16 protein-coding genes and 1 other annotated feature are annotated in these 16,742 nt (G+C 25.5%); of the genes, 13 read left to right on the plus strand and 3 right to left on the minus strand.

Translation table 4 applies throughout. The features are described 5' to 3' along the window. Nucleotides 1-150: 150 nt before the first annotated feature. Nucleotides 151-528 (minus strand): hypothetical protein, encoded by a 378-nt coding sequence (locus tag AC27EK_RS02545; protein ID WP_487231788.1) that lies wholly within the window; start codon nt 526-528, stop codon nt 151-153. Between the two features lie 224 nt (nt 529-752). Here AC27EK_RS02545 and AC27EK_RS02550 point away from each other — a divergent pair, with 224 nt between their 5' ends. The 9 genes from AC27EK_RS02550 to AC27EK_RS02590 all read left to right on the plus strand — a co-directional run bounded on the left by AC27EK_RS02550 (nt 753) and on the right by AC27EK_RS02590 (nt 8,466). Then, the gene (locus tag AC27EK_RS02550) at nt 753-1,580 is read left to right on the plus strand and encodes an energy-coupling factor transporter ATPase (protein WP_487231789.1); all 828 of its coding nucleotides are present in this window, start codon (nt 753-755) and stop codon (nt 1,578-1,580) included. Beyond that, nucleotides 1,568-2,773 carry an ATP-binding cassette domain-containing protein gene (locus AC27EK_RS02555; protein ID WP_487231790.1) on the plus strand — a complete coding sequence of 402 codons (1,206 nt, stop codon included), beginning with the start codon at nt 1,568-1,570 and terminating at the stop codon, nt 2,771-2,773. Before AC27EK_RS02550 ends, AC27EK_RS02555 begins: the two co-directional genes overlap by 13 nt. Next, a complete protein-coding gene (locus AC27EK_RS02560; RefSeq protein ID WP_487231791.1) occupies nt 2,773-3,954 on the plus strand; it encodes an energy-coupling factor transporter transmembrane component T family protein in 1,182 nt (393 codons plus the stop codon). Before AC27EK_RS02555 ends, AC27EK_RS02560 begins: the two co-directional genes overlap by 1 nt. Before the next feature lie 10 nt (nt 3,955-3,964). Next, the gene (gene truA, locus AC27EK_RS02565) at nt 3,965-4,684 is read left to right on the plus strand and encodes a tRNA pseudouridine(38-40) synthase TruA (protein WP_487231792.1); all 720 of its coding nucleotides are present in this window, start codon (nt 3,965-3,967) and stop codon (nt 4,682-4,684) included. Nucleotides 4,685-4,696: 12 nt separating this feature from the next. Further along, nucleotides 4,697-6,712 (plus strand): NAD-dependent DNA ligase LigA, encoded by a 2,016-nt coding sequence (ligA, locus tag AC27EK_RS02570; protein ID WP_487231793.1) that lies wholly within the window; start codon nt 4,697-4,699, stop codon nt 6,710-6,712. 10 nt (nt 6,713-6,722) lie between these two features. Further along, nucleotides 6,723-6,953, plus strand: a complete 231-nt coding sequence (locus tag AC27EK_RS02575; RefSeq protein WP_487231794.1) for a heavy metal-binding domain-containing protein — start codon at nt 6,723-6,725, stop codon at nt 6,951-6,953. A 27-nt stretch (nt 6,954-6,980) separates the two neighbouring features. Beyond that, nucleotides 6,981-7,066 (plus strand) — a sequence feature (ribosomal protein L10 leader region). A gap of 27 nt (nt 7,067-7,093) precedes the next feature. Further along, the gene (gene rplJ / locus AC27EK_RS02580) at nt 7,094-7,588 is read left to right on the plus strand and encodes a 50S ribosomal protein L10 (RefSeq protein ID WP_487231795.1); all 495 of its coding nucleotides are present in this window, start codon (nt 7,094-7,096) and stop codon (nt 7,586-7,588) included. A gap of 9 nt (nt 7,589-7,597) precedes the next feature. Further along, entirely contained in the window at nt 7,598-7,963 is a 366-nt protein-coding gene (rplL, locus tag AC27EK_RS02585) for a 50S ribosomal protein L7/L12 (RefSeq protein ID WP_487231796.1), read from the plus strand. A gap of 83 nt (nt 7,964-8,046) precedes the next feature. Then, nucleotides 8,047-8,466 (plus strand): hypothetical protein, encoded by a 420-nt coding sequence (locus AC27EK_RS02590; RefSeq protein ID WP_487231797.1) that lies wholly within the window; start codon nt 8,047-8,049, stop codon nt 8,464-8,466. A 55-nt stretch (nt 8,467-8,521) separates the two neighbouring features. On the opposite strand, the gene rpmB is transcribed toward AC27EK_RS02590, so the two are convergent. Then, a complete protein-coding gene (gene rpmB, locus AC27EK_RS02595) occupies nt 8,522-8,716 on the minus strand; it encodes a 50S ribosomal protein L28 (RefSeq protein WP_487231798.1) in 195 nt (64 codons plus the stop codon). 170 nt (nt 8,717-8,886) lie between these two features. On the opposite strand from rpmB, the gene AC27EK_RS02600 reads away from it, so the two are divergent. The 4 genes from AC27EK_RS02600 to rnc are packed head-to-tail and all read left to right on the plus strand — an operon-like array spanning nt 8,887 to nt 12,555. Further along, nucleotides 8,887-9,153, plus strand: coding sequence for a hypothetical protein (locus tag AC27EK_RS02600; RefSeq protein WP_487231799.1), 267 nt, complete (start codon nt 8,887-8,889; stop codon nt 9,151-9,153). Between the two features lie 4 nt (nt 9,154-9,157). Then, nucleotides 9,158-10,843: a fatty acid kinase ATP-binding subunit FakA gene (gene fakA / locus AC27EK_RS02605; protein ID WP_487231800.1), complete on the plus strand. Its 1,686-nt coding sequence runs from the start codon at nt 9,158-9,160 to the stop codon at nt 10,841-10,843. A gap of 13 nt (nt 10,844-10,856) precedes the next feature. After that, nucleotides 10,857-11,855, plus strand: coding sequence for a phosphate acyltransferase PlsX (plsX, locus tag AC27EK_RS02610; RefSeq protein WP_487231801.1), 999 nt, complete (start codon nt 10,857-10,859; stop codon nt 11,853-11,855). Then, nucleotides 11,830-12,555 (plus strand): ribonuclease III, encoded by a 726-nt coding sequence (gene rnc / locus AC27EK_RS02615; RefSeq protein ID WP_487231802.1) that lies wholly within the window; start codon nt 11,830-11,832, stop codon nt 12,553-12,555. Before plsX ends, rnc begins: the two co-directional genes overlap by 26 nt. Nucleotides 12,556-12,621: 66 nt before the next feature. Here the strand turns inward: rnc and AC27EK_RS02620 are convergent, their stop codons facing one another. Continuing rightward, nucleotides 12,622-16,728, minus strand: coding sequence for a leucine-rich repeat domain-containing protein (locus AC27EK_RS02620; protein ID WP_487231803.1), 4,107 nt, complete (start codon nt 16,726-16,728; stop codon nt 12,622-12,624). Nucleotides 16,729-16,742 lie beyond the last annotated feature (14 nt).

Raw genomic sequence — 16,742 nt, forward strand, 5'->3', positions numbered from 1 at the left:
TTTATATTAGATGTTTTTAATAACTCTATAAATATTTCATTTGTATTAATTGAAAATAATATAAGCAATCAACAAAAAAATTGTAATAAAAAAAATCACCCTTAAAAAATAAATAATTTTTAGTGGCGATTTTTAATTAAAACAATTATATTATTTATTGTTATCAATTCTATTTATTGTTTTAGAAAGTCCTGAAACAAAAACAAATTGAGCAATTCAACTTAATAGTAATAAGCTTAACAAACCTCATATTATCTTGTTGGTGTGCGTCTCAGCATCATTGTTGTCATTCATAACTAATATTGTTATTGAGTTAATGAAACTTAATAAACAACTTAATGGCAATGAAATTAGAAAAACTATTCCAAGAGATAATTTAATTGTCTTATAATTTTGAGTCACATTTCCATTGTTAGACACTGAAAATACATATAATATAAGAACAGAAATGCACGCAATAAGCATTAATATAAGAGTAACAACAGCTAAATTTCTAATTGTTTTTCTTTTTTGTTTTAAATAATCCATAAACTATATACCTTTATTTAGATTTAATAATGAATATGATAACAATCATTTTCATTATTTAAATTAACATATTCACTTAAAAAAATTATATTACATTTTATAAACTTAATAATAATATTATGAATTAATTTAAGATAAAAATTTTTTGTTTTGCTTTTAAGTAATGTTATTAATTTTAAATAATATTGATAAAATAAATACATGTTTAAATAAGGAAATTAAGAATGTCAAACAAAAAAACAGCCATTGAATTTATTGATGTTAATTTCTCTTATGTAGAAAATCAACCTATACTTAAGAATATAAATTTTAAAATTTATGAAAATGAATATGTATGTATTATCGGACATAATGGTTCTGGTAAATCTACTGTTTCTAAAATACTAACAGCTTTGTTGAAACCACAACATGGAACTATTAAATTATTTGATCAAGAAATAAATACAACTAATTTAAAATATTTAAGAAATAATATTGGAATAGTTTTTCAAAACCCTGATAATCAATTCGTAGGTCTTACAGCAAGAGATGATATTGCATTCGGATTAGAAAATAGAAAAGTGCCAACTCATTTGATGAATGACATAATTCTAAATGCTGCCAAAACTGTTGAAATAGAACATTTATTACATAAAGAACCATTAGAACTCTCTGGTGGGCAAAAACAAAGAGTAGCTATAGCTTCTGTTTTAGCTATTAATCCGAATGTGATGATTTTTGATGAATCAACTTCAATGTTGGATCCAAAAGGTAAATTGGAACTTAAAGAACTTATGCTTGATCTTAAAAAACAAGCCAACAAAACAATAATATCTATAACACATGATATGGAAGAAGTAATTAATGCTGATAAAGTTATAGTTTTGGAAAAAGGTGTAATTCAAATGATTGATAAACCTGAAAATGTTTTTGTTAATAAAAAAAATCTGGAAAAACTAAAACTTGACTTTCCATATACTTTAAATTTATCTGCTCTTTTAGAAGACAAAAAAATTATAGATAAAAGAACTTTAGATTATGGAGAATTAATAAATTTAATATGTCAAAAATAAATAATACATTGTTAGAAATTAATAATTTGTTCAGTGTCTATGATGAAAAAAAAGAAGCACAATTCGTTTCTTTAGCAGATATTAATTATAAATTCGATAGAAATAAAATATATTGCATAATTGGAAACTCTGGCTCTGGTAAATCTACTTTGGTTACTCATTTCAATGGTTTATTGCCAACTAAATACGGAACTATAAAATTACAAGACAGAGTTTTGGGTCACGATTGAAATTTACAAAATTTATTATTAGGCGCTTTTGAAGATAAAGACTTTCTTGCTAAGTTTAATAAAACATTTAACGAAGCTTTTGTTTTTAGTTCAAAAATATCTTCTTCAAAAGCTTCATTGTTAGTAGAAGCTTATTACAAAACAAAAATAAAAAAAATAAAAATCATTAAATATCTAGATACAGATTTTTATATAGCGTTGGTTTTGTTTCAAAACCCTGAATATTTAAATGTTCTTAAAAAATGAAACAAAGAGGATTTAAAAAATTTCAAGAATGAAATTATCAATCAACCAAGTTTATTCAAAAGAATAAACCTTAAAAAAATTAAAGATATTAAAAAAATAAGACAAGAAATTGGAATGGTATTTCAATTCCCTGAATATCAGTTATTCAAAGATACTATTGAAAAAGATATCATGTTTGGACCAATGGCTTTAGGAGTTTCTAAAGAGGAATCTCAAAAGAGAGCCAAAAAATATTTAAATGCTTTAGGTCTCGATGATTCTTATCTTCATAGAAATCCTTTTGGATTATCCGGTGGTCAAAAAAGAAGAGTTGCAATTGCTGGAATACTGGCAATTGAAACTCCAATATTAATATTTGATGAACCAACTGCAGGATTAGATCCCCAAGGTGAAGAAGAAATGATGTCTATCATAAAACAAGCCAAAGCAGACGGAAGAACTGTTTTTGTTATTACACATACAATGGAGCATGTATTAGAAATAGCTGATGAAGTAATAGTTTTAAACGATGGAGAAATTGTTAAATCAGGAACGCCTTTTGAAGTGTTTTCAGATTTAGAATTAATCAAAAATACTTCGATAACACCTCCAAGAATCATGAGAACTATTAATGATTTAATGAAGAAAAATAAAAAATTTAAAAAAATATTAGATTTTGAACCAAGAACAGTTAATGACTTAGCTGATGGTATAGAAAGAATACTGAAAGGAAATTAATGAATTCATCAAATGCTTTTGTTAGTAGAAAATCATTAGTACATAAAATTAATCCTGCTTTAAAGGTGTTAATTTTTGCTATGTTCATTGCTATGATTTTTATGCCAATCGGTTTTGTTTTACAAATATTTTTAATTTTATTTTTAGTTTCTATATTCGTTATTGCTAAACTGCCCTTCAAAATGCTATGAAATATTTTGAAGTCAGTTTTATTCTTATTCATAGTATTGTTTGTAATAAATTGATTTATATATAAAGAACCTATAATTGTTAATGTTCCAAAAGATGTTTGATGAATCGGACAAAAGAGCGGCAATGTATTTCATTCTCCTTTATGAGGAGCTCAAATACAACCCTTTACAAACTCAGATACTGCATTTATTAATCAAGCAATTGCTTCTTTTAAAAATCCTGATTATTCAAAAGTAGATGTTAATAAATATTTAAATTTATTTAACAATGATGCAGATATTTCAAAAAAAATTGCTTTTCTTGTTTCAAAAGGTAATTTTAAAATAAATGGAGTTTCTTGAACGATTATGGAAGCTTCAAATATGTCAATTCCAAATAATCCCATTACATCAACATTAGACAATGCTCAAATTTGATGTTACACTAACAATTGATACACATTAAGTCCTAAAGCAATTGAACTTGCTTTATATATTTCAATTAAAGTAGGATTGATTATTATTGCTGCTACTTTATTAACTTCAACTACTAACTCTATTCAACTTACAAACGCTTTTGAAGATTTGTTTAGTCCATTAAGATTTTTAAGATTCCCAGTTAATGAAGTTTCAATGATGATTTCTATTGCCTTAAGATTCATTCCTTCGTTATTAAGTGAATCAAGAAGAATAATGAATGCGCAAGCATCAAGGGGTGTTGATTTTAGAAACGGAAATGTTAAAGATAAAACTAAATCTTTAATATCTTTAGTTGTTCCATTATTCAGTATCGCTTTTAAAAAAGCAGAAGAGTTGGCAAACGCTATGGATGCTAGAGCTTATAATCCTAGATATATAAGAACTAGATATAGAAACTTTTATTTAAAATATTATGATTGAATAGTATTCTTTATAATTTCATTTTTATTAGGTATTTTTATCAGTTTAGTTTCCATGAATGTGTTTTTCTCAGATCTTGGTTATTTCGAAGCCGGAGCTTTATATAAATAAAATGAAATATTTGGCTAGAGTTTCTTATGATGGAAAAAACTATCATGGTTGAGCTAAACAACCTAATAAAAAAACTATTCAATCAACTATAGAATCTTCATTTCTTGATTTATTTAATCAAAAAATAATGATTAAGGGATCAGGTAGAACAGATTCTGGTGTTCATGCTTTGAATCAAACATTTTCATTTAATTTAAATAACATTGATATTACTAATGAAAATTTAATGATTGCTTTGAATAAAAAATTACCAAATGACATAAGAATTTTAAATTTAGAAAATGTTAAAGAAGATTTTGATGCTCAATTTGATGCAATTAAAAAAAGTTATTTATACGTTATAAATACTTCAAAAAAATATGATCTTTTCAAGAAAGATTATATTTTTCAATATAACAAAAATATAAATATTAAATTATTAAGAAAAGCTTCAAAATTATTAATAGGAAAACATGATTTTTTATCTTTTTCAACTTCTGAACTTGATAACACCACAAGAGAAATTTTTAGTATTAAAATAATTAAAAAAAGTTCAAATGTTCAAATAGAAATATGTGGTAATGGTTTTTTAAGAAATATGATCAGAATGATTGTTGGTTCTTTTATACTTCTTAATGAAAATAAAATAGATATTAAAGAATTTGAAAAATTGATTAAAAAACCTAAGAAAGGTAGTTCGAATTTAAAAGCTCCTTCTTGTGGTCTTTATCTTAAAGAAGTTTTATATTAGAAAAGAATGTTTATGATAACCAAAAAAGAAATAAAAGAAATAAAAGAAATAAAAGAACTTAAAGATAATTTAAATAGATGAAATTATGAATATTATGCATTAAATAATCCTTCGGTTCCAGATTCTGTTTACGACAGATCTATGAATAGATTAATTATCCTTGAAACAAAATATCCAGAATACAAAACAAAAGACTCTCCAACTGTTAGAGTTGGTGGTTTTGTAAGTTCTGAATTTAAAAAAGTTAAGCATATAGTTCCTTTATTATCTTTATCAAATGCTTTTAATGAAGATGATTTAGATAAATTTCATTCTGATGTTAAAAAATTATCAAATAATAAAGAACAATATGTAATTGAACCAAAAATAGATGGTTTAAGTATTTCTTTAATATATGAAAATTCTAAATTATCAAGAGCTCTTACAAGAGGTGATGGTGTTCATGGTGAAGATGTTACTCAAAACATATTAACTATTAAAGAAATACCTCAATATATAAATGATAAATACAAAGACATGGTTATAGAAATTAGAGGTGAAGTTTTTATGACTAATGAAAACTTTACAGAACTTAATAATTCTTTAACAGATAAAAAGTTTTCAAACCCAAGAAATGCAGCATCTGGGACTTTAAGAAATCTTGATTCTTCTATTGTTAAAAAAAGAAAACTACAAGCATATTTTTATTACATGCCTTTTGCTGAAGAATTAGGAATTTCATCTCATTATGAATCTATTCAATGATTAAAGGAAAACAAGTTCAAAACCTCAAATGAAATTAAGCTTTGTTCTTCTTTTGACATTGTTAAAAAAGAAGTAGAATCATTAACATTAAAAAGAAAAGATTTAAACTATCAAATAGACGGCGTTGTTATTAAAGTTAATGATTATGCTTTATATGATGAAATAGGTTACACTTCTAAGTTTCCCAAATGAGCAATTGCTTATAAATTTCCAGCTGAAATTGGTTTAACTAAACTTCTATCTATTTCAACAGAAATCGGAAGAACTGGAAAAATAACTTATGTAGGAACTCTAGAAGATATACTTTTAGATGGAAGTTCAGTAAATAAAGTAAGTTTAAATAATTATGAATATATTAAAACTAAGGACATTAGAATCAATGATTATGTTTATATTTATAAAGCAGGAGACATAATACCTTATTTAGATTATGTTGCTATTGATAAAAGAACTAAAGAAGCAATAAAATTTGAAAAGGTTTTAGAATGTCCTAATTGTAATTCTTTATTAATACATATTGATGATGATGTAGATCAAAGATGTGTTAATAAAAAATGTTCAATTCAATTAATAAAAAGAATTGAATATTTTTGTTCAAAATATTGCATGGACATAGTTGGAATGAGTATTTCAACTATTACAAAACTTTTTAATAACAATATTATTAAAGATGCTTCAGATCTTTATTTGTTAAAAGATAAAAAAGAAATTGTTTTATCTTTGGATTTACAAATAAAAGATAAATCATTTAACAAATTAGTAGATTCTATTGAAAAGTCTAAATCAAATAGTCTTGAAAGATTATTATGTGCTTTATCTATTAGACACTTAGGAAAAACAAGCGCTAACAAAATAGTTAAACGTTTTAAAACAATAGATACTTTAATAAGCGCTGATTATGAAACTCTTATCAAAACAGAAGATGTTGGTGAAAAATTAGCTAATGAAATAATAGAATTCTTCAATAATAAAGAAAATATTGAATTTATAAATAAACTAAAATCTTATGAAATAAATACGCAATATAAAGATGATTTTATTATTGAAGATAACATAGTTATTAAAGAAGAATATATAAATAAGAGAATGGTAATTACTGGAACATTTTCCAAATCTAGAAATTACATTAAAAAACTTTTAGAAGAAACACATAACATAACTTTTGTAAATACAGTTTCATCTAAAATAGATTTTTTATTATGTGGAGAAAATGCCGGTTCTAAATATAAAAAAGCATTAGAATTAGGAATTGATATAATCAAAGAAGAATTTTGAAATAAGTAAAGGATAGAAAATGATAATTACTACAACTGATTTAATACCTAATAGAGAATATGAAATATTAGGAGTGGTCTTTGGAAATAGACTAGTTAGTATAACTTCTAAAACAGAAGGCGAAAAAGCTATAAAGAAAATGAAGTCAGAAGCAAAAGACTTAAATGCAGATGCAATCGTAGGCATAAGAAGTTATACTACTAAAAATGGATCAACATGTTTTTTCGGAACTGCTGTTAAGTTTATTTAACTTTTAAAAAGTACAAAAATTTTATATAATTATTAAAGCAATGTGCCAAAGACAGTAACTGACTTTTAGTCTTAATTTGTTACCGAGGAAATATCTTATTTGCATATTGTAAAAAAATATTAAAAAGGTGGTGTTTACTAATGAGCAAAAAAGCAATAATCGCTAAAGAAGCTAAAGTAAATGAAGTTGTTACAGACCTTCAAAAAGCTAAATCATTTATAGTTTTTGAATACCATGGTCTTACAGCTAAAAGCATCGCGGCTTTAAGAAAAGAATTACATGACGCAGGTTCAAAACTTTATGTTTTACAAAACAACATTTTACGTCGTGCATTGAAAGTTGCTAAACTTGAAGGTGTAGAAGACAAAATTGTTGGACCTAATGCTATTGCTATAGCTTTTGAGGATGAAATTAATCCTATTAAAGCTGTAAACAAAGTAGCAGAAGAATATGAAGTAGTTCAACTTAAAACAGCATTCTTAGAAGGAAACTTCATGGATGCAAGCATGATTAAAGAAATCGCTAATATACCTGGTAGAGATGGTTTATTATCAATGTTCTTATCATGTTTATCAAGTCCAATTCGTGGATTCATGTATGCTCTAAAAGCAGTGAGCGAAACTAAAGAAAACTAGGAGATTACAATGGCAAAATTAACTAAAGAAAAATTAATCGAATCATTAAAAGAAATGACAATTTTAGAAATTAATGATTTAATCAAAGCAATCGAAGAAGAATTCGGTGTTAGTGCAGCTGCACCAGTTGCAGCAGCAGGTGCTGGAGCATCAGCTGAAGCTCAAACAGAATTTAACGTAGTATTAGCAGATGCTGGTGCTAACAAAGTTGCTATTATTAAATTAATCCGTGAAATCACAGGATTAGGTTTAATGGAAGCTAAAAAAGCTTCAGAAACTGTAGGAAGCGTAATTAAAGAAGGCGCAAGTTCTGAAGAAGCTCAAGAATTAAAGAAAAAATTCGAAGAAGCTGGAGCAAAAGTAGAATTAAAATAATTAATTTTACTCCAACAAAAAAACACGAGCACATGCTTGTGTTTTTTTAATAGAATAAATGATTAAAAGATTATAATATTTACATGAAAACAAGTTTATATGAAATATTAAATATTAATCAAGATACAAAAAATGAAGAAACACTTTCTAAATATTTAGAAAGTTCTTATAATTTTTTAAAATACTTGATCTCAAAAAACAATTCAAATGTTAAATCTTCAAGTGAAGAAATATATGTGAAATTGAAAACTCAAACAACTTTAGGAGCTATGATTGTTAACAAGTTAACAAATTCTCCAATATTGTTAATTCCTGCAGAAGAGTTTATATTAGAAAAAAAACAAACAAGCATTGATACTTATCTATATTTTCTAGAACACGCTTTAGAAATTATTTCTAAAAAGTTATCAAAATTTGAAAAAGAAAACATTAAAATTATTAAAGAAATTAATGAACTTAAAGAAGCGGTTATAAACGTTATATCTATTAACATTGATTTATAATGTCCTTATTACAAAACAAAACTGGGAAAAACCCAGTTTTTTATTTTATAAAATTTTAAATACGACCTTGTTTTTTAAGAGTCTTAATAGTTCTTGCTGAAACTTTAATAGTTTGTGTATTACCATCGTCTGTTTTAATAGTAACTTTTTGTAAGTTAACATTTCAAACTCTACGAGAGTGGTTTAACGCATGCGATCTAGTATTACCTCTTAAAGGGCCTTTGTTAGTTAACATATCTCTTCTTGCCACTTTAATTCTCCTGTAAAACTTAAATATTATACACTATTAAACATTAAAAGTAATCTTATATTTCAATTTTTCAATTATATTTGTAAATTACGAAAATGTTTATGTTTACAATATAAGACAATGTAGTAGAATATATATATTGTAAAAGAAGTTTCGTATTGAGGAAAAAGATGCAATCAAATACAATTTTTAATAAAAAAATAATAATTAGATTGATAACAGAGATATCAAAACAAATACCTGGCGTCAAAAAAGTTTTTGTTAATCCAGAAGACATCGATGTTGAAAATCACAAAATTAACATTAAAATGCAATTGCATGAAAAAATATTTAATGTTAAAAATACCTCAATAGAATTTCAAAAAACTATTTATCAAAATTTAGTGAATAAAAAATATCCAAAAGAATTAAAAATTAATATAGAAATAATAAATTAAGCAAATGAAAATTAATATAGAACTTTTTAGAAAAATGCTTGAAGTAGGATCTAAATCTATTAGCATTGAATACAAATATATAAACGAATTAAATGTATTTCCTGTTCCTGATGGAGATACTGGTATAAATCTTAAGAGTACCACTGCTGGTGCAATTAAGTCTATTAAAGATGAAGAGTTTGAAGACTTTAAAACTTTTGGTGATAAATTATCAAGAGCCTTATTAATGAATGCTAGAGGTAATTCTGGTGTTATTTTTAGTCAAATAATCCGTGGTTTTTGTTCAACGTTTACTGAAAAACAAGAGTATTTAACTATTGATGATGTTAAAAAAGCTTTTTCATCAGCCAAAACAAAAGCTTATTCTTCTGTAACTAAACCAATCGAAGGGACAATGTTAACAGTTGTAAGAAAAATTGATGAATTTCTTATTAATGATAATTCAAAAACAGTTGTAGAGTTATTTGAAAAAATATCTAAAGAAGCACATGCTGCTGTTGATTCGACTCCTGAATTTTTAGAAGTACTTTCTGAAATTGGTGTTGTGGATTCTGGTGCCTATGGGGTTGCTTCTTTCATAGATGGAATGTATTCTGTTTTAACTAATACTCAAGATGAATATTTAGAAAAAATTGAACTTTCTTTAAAAGACAAATCTGTTAAAACATCTGATAAAAAAGATACTTTTGATAACGTTGTTGAAGAAGAAGGTTTTGGATATTGTAGTGAAGTTATTTTAAAAATAGGTTCAATAATTAATCCTTCCATTGAAGAGAAGAAAACATCTTTTAATGAATCAAGCTTTAGAAAAAGTTTAAATTCTATTGGTGATTCAATAGTATTAGTGGTTGATGAAGATCTTGTTAAGGTTCATATTCACACTATGAAACCAGCCAAATTATTAACTTTAGGTCAAAAATACGGAGAATTTGAAAAAATTAAATTTGAAAATATGACTAATCAATACTTAGAAACATTAAACAATGTTGATAAAATTGATACAAAGGGTTGAGATGATAGAAATGTTGTTATTGCAACTGTTCCAACTGATGAAATAAGTGTAATAATGTCTGAAGATTTTGAAGTTGACAAAACTATAATTTCACATGAAAAAAACAATCCATCAACTAAAGATTATTTAGAAAAAATTCATGAACTTAAATCAAAAAACATTTTAATAGTTACTGATAATTCAAATATATTGATGGCAGCAGATCAAGTTGTTGATCTATTATCAATTAATTCTGAAATTAATATTTCTATAATTAGAGCAACAAACACCTTTGAACAAATTAATGTTCTTTCACATTATGATAAAGGTGCTACATTTAAAAGAAATTTAGATGAAATGAATAAGATTCTAAAAAGAACAGTATCAGCACAAATTTCTACAGCCAATAAAAATGTAAAAATTGACAACAAAGATGTAAAGAAAAATGAATCAATAGCTGTCTACAATAAGAAAATTATTTTTAACAATAAAGATAAATTAAAGACACTAAAAGAAACTTTTGATTTATTATTTAAGAAGAACAAGAACACTGAAATTTGCTATTTAATATATGGTAAAAATATTAAATTAGATATTATTAAAGAGTTTGAAAAATATATTTCTGAAAAATATGGAATATTTACTGAAATTAAAAATGGTAATCAAACAATATACGATGCTATTTTAGGTCTTGAATAAGAAAGATTATACTATGATTAAAATAGCATTAGATGTAATGGGTTATGAGAACGACATTAAACACGCTCTTAACGCTGCTATTAAATTTCAAGCAAAACACAAAAACAGTTTAAAAATAATTTTAGTTGGAGATAAAGAAAAAATTCTTAATTCTAACAAAAATATTAATTTAGACATAATTCATACTGATGTTTTTGTTACTCAAGAAGACACCATTCTTAAAGCAAGAAGAAAACCAACAAGCTCTATGCAAATATGCGCTAACATGTTAAAAAACAAGGAAGTAGATGGTATTTTAAGTGCCGGTTCAACTCCAATATTTGTTTATACCACTTATTCAACTTTAGGATTATTAGAAGGCATTAAGCAAATAGGATTCATGCCTAGTTTTCCAACTGTTGATTCAAGTTTTTTCAATATGATAGATGTAGGCGCTTCTATTAATGTTACTTCACAAGATATGATAATGTTTGCTATCATGGCGTTAGAATATGCAAAACAAACTAAAACAAATCCTTCAATAGGTGTTTTAAATATTGGTACAGAAGATCATAAGGGTCATGAATATCATAAAGAAACACATGAATATTTTAAGAACTCAAATTTCAACTATAAAGGATTTGTAGAACCAAAAAATTTATTATATAGACCAGTAGATATAGTTGTGACTGATGGTTTTACTGGAAATATCGCCTTAAAAGCTATGGAAGGGACAGCACAAACCTTGTCTAAAATGTTTAAAATGGAATATAAAAAACCCTACAACATATTAGCAGCTCTTTTATCATTAAAAATAATTAAAAATGTTTCAAACAAATTCGACTATAAAAATTATGCTGGCGCATTTGTATTAGGTCTTAATGAAGTTGCTGTAAAAACACATGGTAGCGCAGATGAAAAACAATTCTCTAGCGCACTTAGAATGCTATATGATTGCTTAGAAAATAAGGTATTAAATAATATAAAAGAAGCGGTAAAGAAATATTATGGTACAACAACAAAACAAAAATAAAACAATTGAAAAATTTTTAAAAAAATTCAAAATAAATCCAAAAAAACTTAATATATATATCCAAGCATTTACTCACTCTTCATATTCTTCAGAACACGATTTAAATTATAATTATGAAAAACTTGAATTTTTAGGCGATGCGGCCATATCTTGAATTATTTCTAATTATTTATTTGATAAAGAAGAACTTTCAGAAGGCGAAAAAACACTGATAAGATCTAGTATGGTAAATGGTAAAAATTTATCTAAAATAGCTAAAGAAATTAATCTTCAGGAATGTTTATATTTAGGGAACAGCTTTGAAGTAACACAAGAAATTCCAGACAAAATATTAGAAGATGCTTTTGAAGCATTTATAGGAGCTGTTTCACAAGATCAAGGAATTAAGAAGGTGTCTCAAATTATTGAACCATTAATTATTGATTCTTTTGTATTAGAACATCCAAAAAATTCTGATATTCCACTTAAACCTTATAAAACTATAATTCAAGAAATTCTTCATAGAAGCGCAGACAATGACATAGTTTATAAGAAAATATCTGATAATCAAGCAAATTTAAAAGAAGTTCATTTGATATTTGAAAAAAAGATAATGGGAAAAGGAACTGGAAAAAACTATAAGCAAGCAGAAGAAAACGCTGCTGAAGATGCTTTTAAAAAACTTCCAAATGATCTTAAAAAAGAATTTGCTCATCATTAAATTTATAATTTAATACAACAAAAAAAACACAAGATAAATTGTGTTTTTTTATTTGAATGTTAATTTTTATATTTCATATTTATTTTTTTGAACAATAAATACAATTGCTAATATTAATGTTATTAATACTAAAATTCCTATTCCAGAACCAATTGCTATTTGTTGAGAGTGTTTAGATATTTTGTTGTTTTTAACATCTTCTTTTATTTTAAATTGAACATTGAATTGAATTGGATTATTAACTAAATTGTTCTCGTTGTTTACTAATCCCAATACAAACATAAATCTATTCACATTTTTATCAAATGTGTGGCTAGTTATTTTAAGTTTTGTATGTGTAGCATTCGGCAACTGAAGTTTAAGAGAATTAAGAATTGGACAACCCTCAAAATCTTTAACAGTTTTATTATTTCATTTTATAATTTCATTTTCTAATTCAGTTAAGAAAGTTTCTGAATTAGAGAAATCTTCAGTCGTTAATTCTAATGTTCCATTTTCTAATGTAGTTTCGAATGATGGAATTTCAATTACTGGAGAAAATAATATTGTGAAATTTAAAGAAAGAGTTTTAGAGAACCCATTAACATTTGAATTTTCTAACGATAATTTGATTCCTAGTGAACTAGTAGAAACGCTTTCTACATATGTTGCTTTAAGTTGTGAATCAGTACTTAAATTAGTTGCTGATATTCCAAATCATTTTAAAATAGTATTATTCGCAAATGAAGTATCTTTTGTTCTATTTCATTCAACTATTTCGCTATTTAGAGCGTTTTTAAAATCACTCATTTTGTTAACATCTGCTTCTTTTGAAATATCTTTAATTGAATTTGTTAAAGATGAAGTAAATGTGGTATCAGCAACTTTTTTGAATCAAACAGTAAAGTTAAAATCAATTGATTGATTTTCAACTTCATTAACTTTGACATGTTCTAATGTCAAGGTTACATTTAATGATGAATTAGATGCTATATTGTCAATATAAATAGCTGAAGCTAGCGACATATTAGTAGTAGGATTAGTTATCGATAAACCAAGTTCTTTTAAAATCGGAGAATCAGCAAAATTTAATTTTTTAGTTTTATTTCAATTTTGTATTTCAAGATTTAAAGTATCTTTAAATTGTTGAACAACTTCAATACTATGAGAGGTTAAATCTAAAACATTATTAGGTTTAGAAGTAGTAAATGTTGTAGAAGTATCAACAGTAACTGTTGGATCTGTAAACATAACATTAAATTTCAATATTGCAGGAGTGCTTGCAATTGGATTGTTTGCTTTATCAAGAGTTAAATTAAATCTTAAAATTTTAGTTGTTTGGTTATATTCATATGCTGAGATACTAATATTTGAATCTTGTTGCATACGTTCTATGTTTAAACCAAGAGATTCCAAAATACTTGAGCCAGCAAAATTAGAGACATTATTTAAATTTCAATCATTTATTTGTTTTGTTAATTCTGTTTTATAAGCATTCAATTTGTCTGTAGTTAAATCTACTGATGTATAAGTATTGTTGATTAATGACGTTTGAAATAGTGTGTCTACTGAATCGCCATATTGTAAGGTGAAGAATTGATTTAATTCTTTATATTCAGGAGTTGCATTTGAATTTGAAATAGTTAGTTTTAATTTCAATTCCTTGTTTGCTGTATTGTTAGATAATCCATAAGACATAGTGTAAGTGTCTGCTTGATTAATATTTAATTTTAAAATTTTAAACACATCATTGTTTTGTCAATTAGATGAGTGATTAGCGTTTCAATTTTGAACTTCTTCATTTATTTTTGAATCAAATTCATCAATTGAAGATGCACTTAAATATTTGTTAGGATCGGTTCTTAGATCTATTGTATTGTTTGTAAGTGAAGTGCTAAACAATGGAGTTGGAATTGTGTTGCTATTGTAAATAACACTAAAATCTAGAGTCAATGGTTTCTTGACATTGTCAATTGTGTAAGCATTTGTTAAAGTAAGCTTAATTCCTAAAACATTATTAGAACTTTTTTCAGTAATTGTTGTTTTTAATAAAGAATCTGAATTTGCATTGGTAATGTTAATTTTAAATAAATTTTTTAACATTTCTGAATTAGTTAAATCAGCATTCGTTGGCGATCAAGCGTTTGTTTCGCTTTCCAATTTAGCTTTAAATGCTTCTATATTAGAAGAATTCATTTGTGAAGATAAATCGAAAGTTGAAGTTGTTTGTGAAGTTGTTAATGTTGCAACAGAAGGTCCACCAAATAACACGACATATGTTAATTTAAGTGATGTTGATATGCCGTTTTGTAATGCATTACTTAGAGTAAGCTCTATTGTTAATGTTTTATTTTTTTCATTAAACACTTCAGTAGAAGAAAGTTTTGAATTTTTTTGAATGTTAGTTGCTTTAACTTTTAATTTTTTAAGGATTTGCGTTGTATCAAAAGAAACATCACTTTGATTTCTTAAATTCCATGTGTCGATTTCGTTTTTAAGTGCTAATTTAAACTTATCAATATTGTTTGTTGTTGCTTCGTGTTGAGTTAAGTTTCAAGTATTGTTAGTTGTTGAAAGGCTTTCAAATTTAGTTGAATTATCAACAACCGGATCTTTATCAAACAATACTGTGAATAAAATTTTATTACTTGTAGCTCCATTTGAATTTATTCCATTAAGTATTATGTTTTCTAAATTAAGAGAGAAAGAAACCTTATTTAATGTGGCATCTTCAGTCAAAGTTATTTGGAGTTTTGTATCATCTGCAACATTCTTTGTCTGAATTCCTAATTTTGAAAGAATTGGATAATCAGCTGGTGTAATAATTTTTTTATTTGCTTTTGAAGCACTTCATTTATTTATGTCTGATCTTAATGCAGAAATAAATTCGTTTCTTCTTGAGAATTGATAAGCTGTTGCATTTATAATTGTTGAATTTATAGTAGTTAAAAATTCAGTATTGTTGCTTGGTAATAAACTTTTATCGAATGATAATCATGCATTATCAGTTTTATATAAACTGTTCAATACAAAATTAATTCTCAAATTTCCTGAAACAACTGAAGAACTTGCGCCACGTAAAAAATCAATATGTTCTAAACTTGATATTGCTGAATTATATTCAATATATTTATATTTTTCATCGAGACTAAGACTATTAAAAGCAGAATTAAGTTGTTCAACTGTTGTTAATGTTGGATTACTTAATAAAAATTTTTCACTATCAAAACTTAATTTTACATATTCTGGATCTAATTTAGTATAAGGTGTTCCATCTTCTTGAACGATACCAGATTTTTTAAATTCATTAACATTGTTGTATTGATCTGGTAAATTTACATTTCATCTTGTTAAAAATTTAAAACCGTCTGTGTTTTTTGATCCAAAGTTGTTTGCACCAAGTCAATTAAGACCATTCTCAAGATAAAAATGTTCAATATTATTATTTAAAAAAACCTTTCCATTTAAAGTATGAAAAACATCACTTTTTATAACCACTCTTTTTAAATTTTTAACATTTGAATATGCTGTTAATAGAATTGTATTTACATTTTTAGGTAATACAAAAGAATATAAATTTGTGCCATTGAAAAGACTTCTAGATATTGAACCGATTTTTGTGTTTTCGAAATTTGGAATATTTATAAGTTTTGAACAACCCATAAAAACATCATTATCAATTGATGAAATGTTTGAACTAAAAACAACTTCTTTAAGATTTGTTAATCCTTTGAAGCTCTTTTCTCCTAAATTTGTTATTGTTCCACTAGAATTTAAATCTACTCTAACAATTTTGTTAAGTAAATCTTTATGTTTTGAAGAATTAGAATATTCAAAAGCCTTCATTTCTATTTTGTTGACACCAGTTGGTATATTTAAATTTAAGAATTGTGCATTTGCAGGCATTATAAAGTTGTTCTTGAAACCAATAATAGTAGTTTTACTATTTGGATCTGAATATTCATATTGATCGGCTGATGGAGTATAAATTCTAGCTAAAGGGAGAATTTGTCCCGGCTGAATAATATTTTCAATTTTACCTAATTCTCCAAGAATAGGAGAAGTATAAGTATAAGAATTTTTTTTGATTTTTGGTTTAAATGCTAAAGATGAAGGTAGAGTAACGCCTAATGCTAGAGTAGCTCCTAAAACAATAGAACTAACTATTATTAATTTTTTATTAAATTTTTTCATTGTTAATTATCTTT

Source organism: Ureaplasma rhincodontis (genome assembly GCF_057537535.1).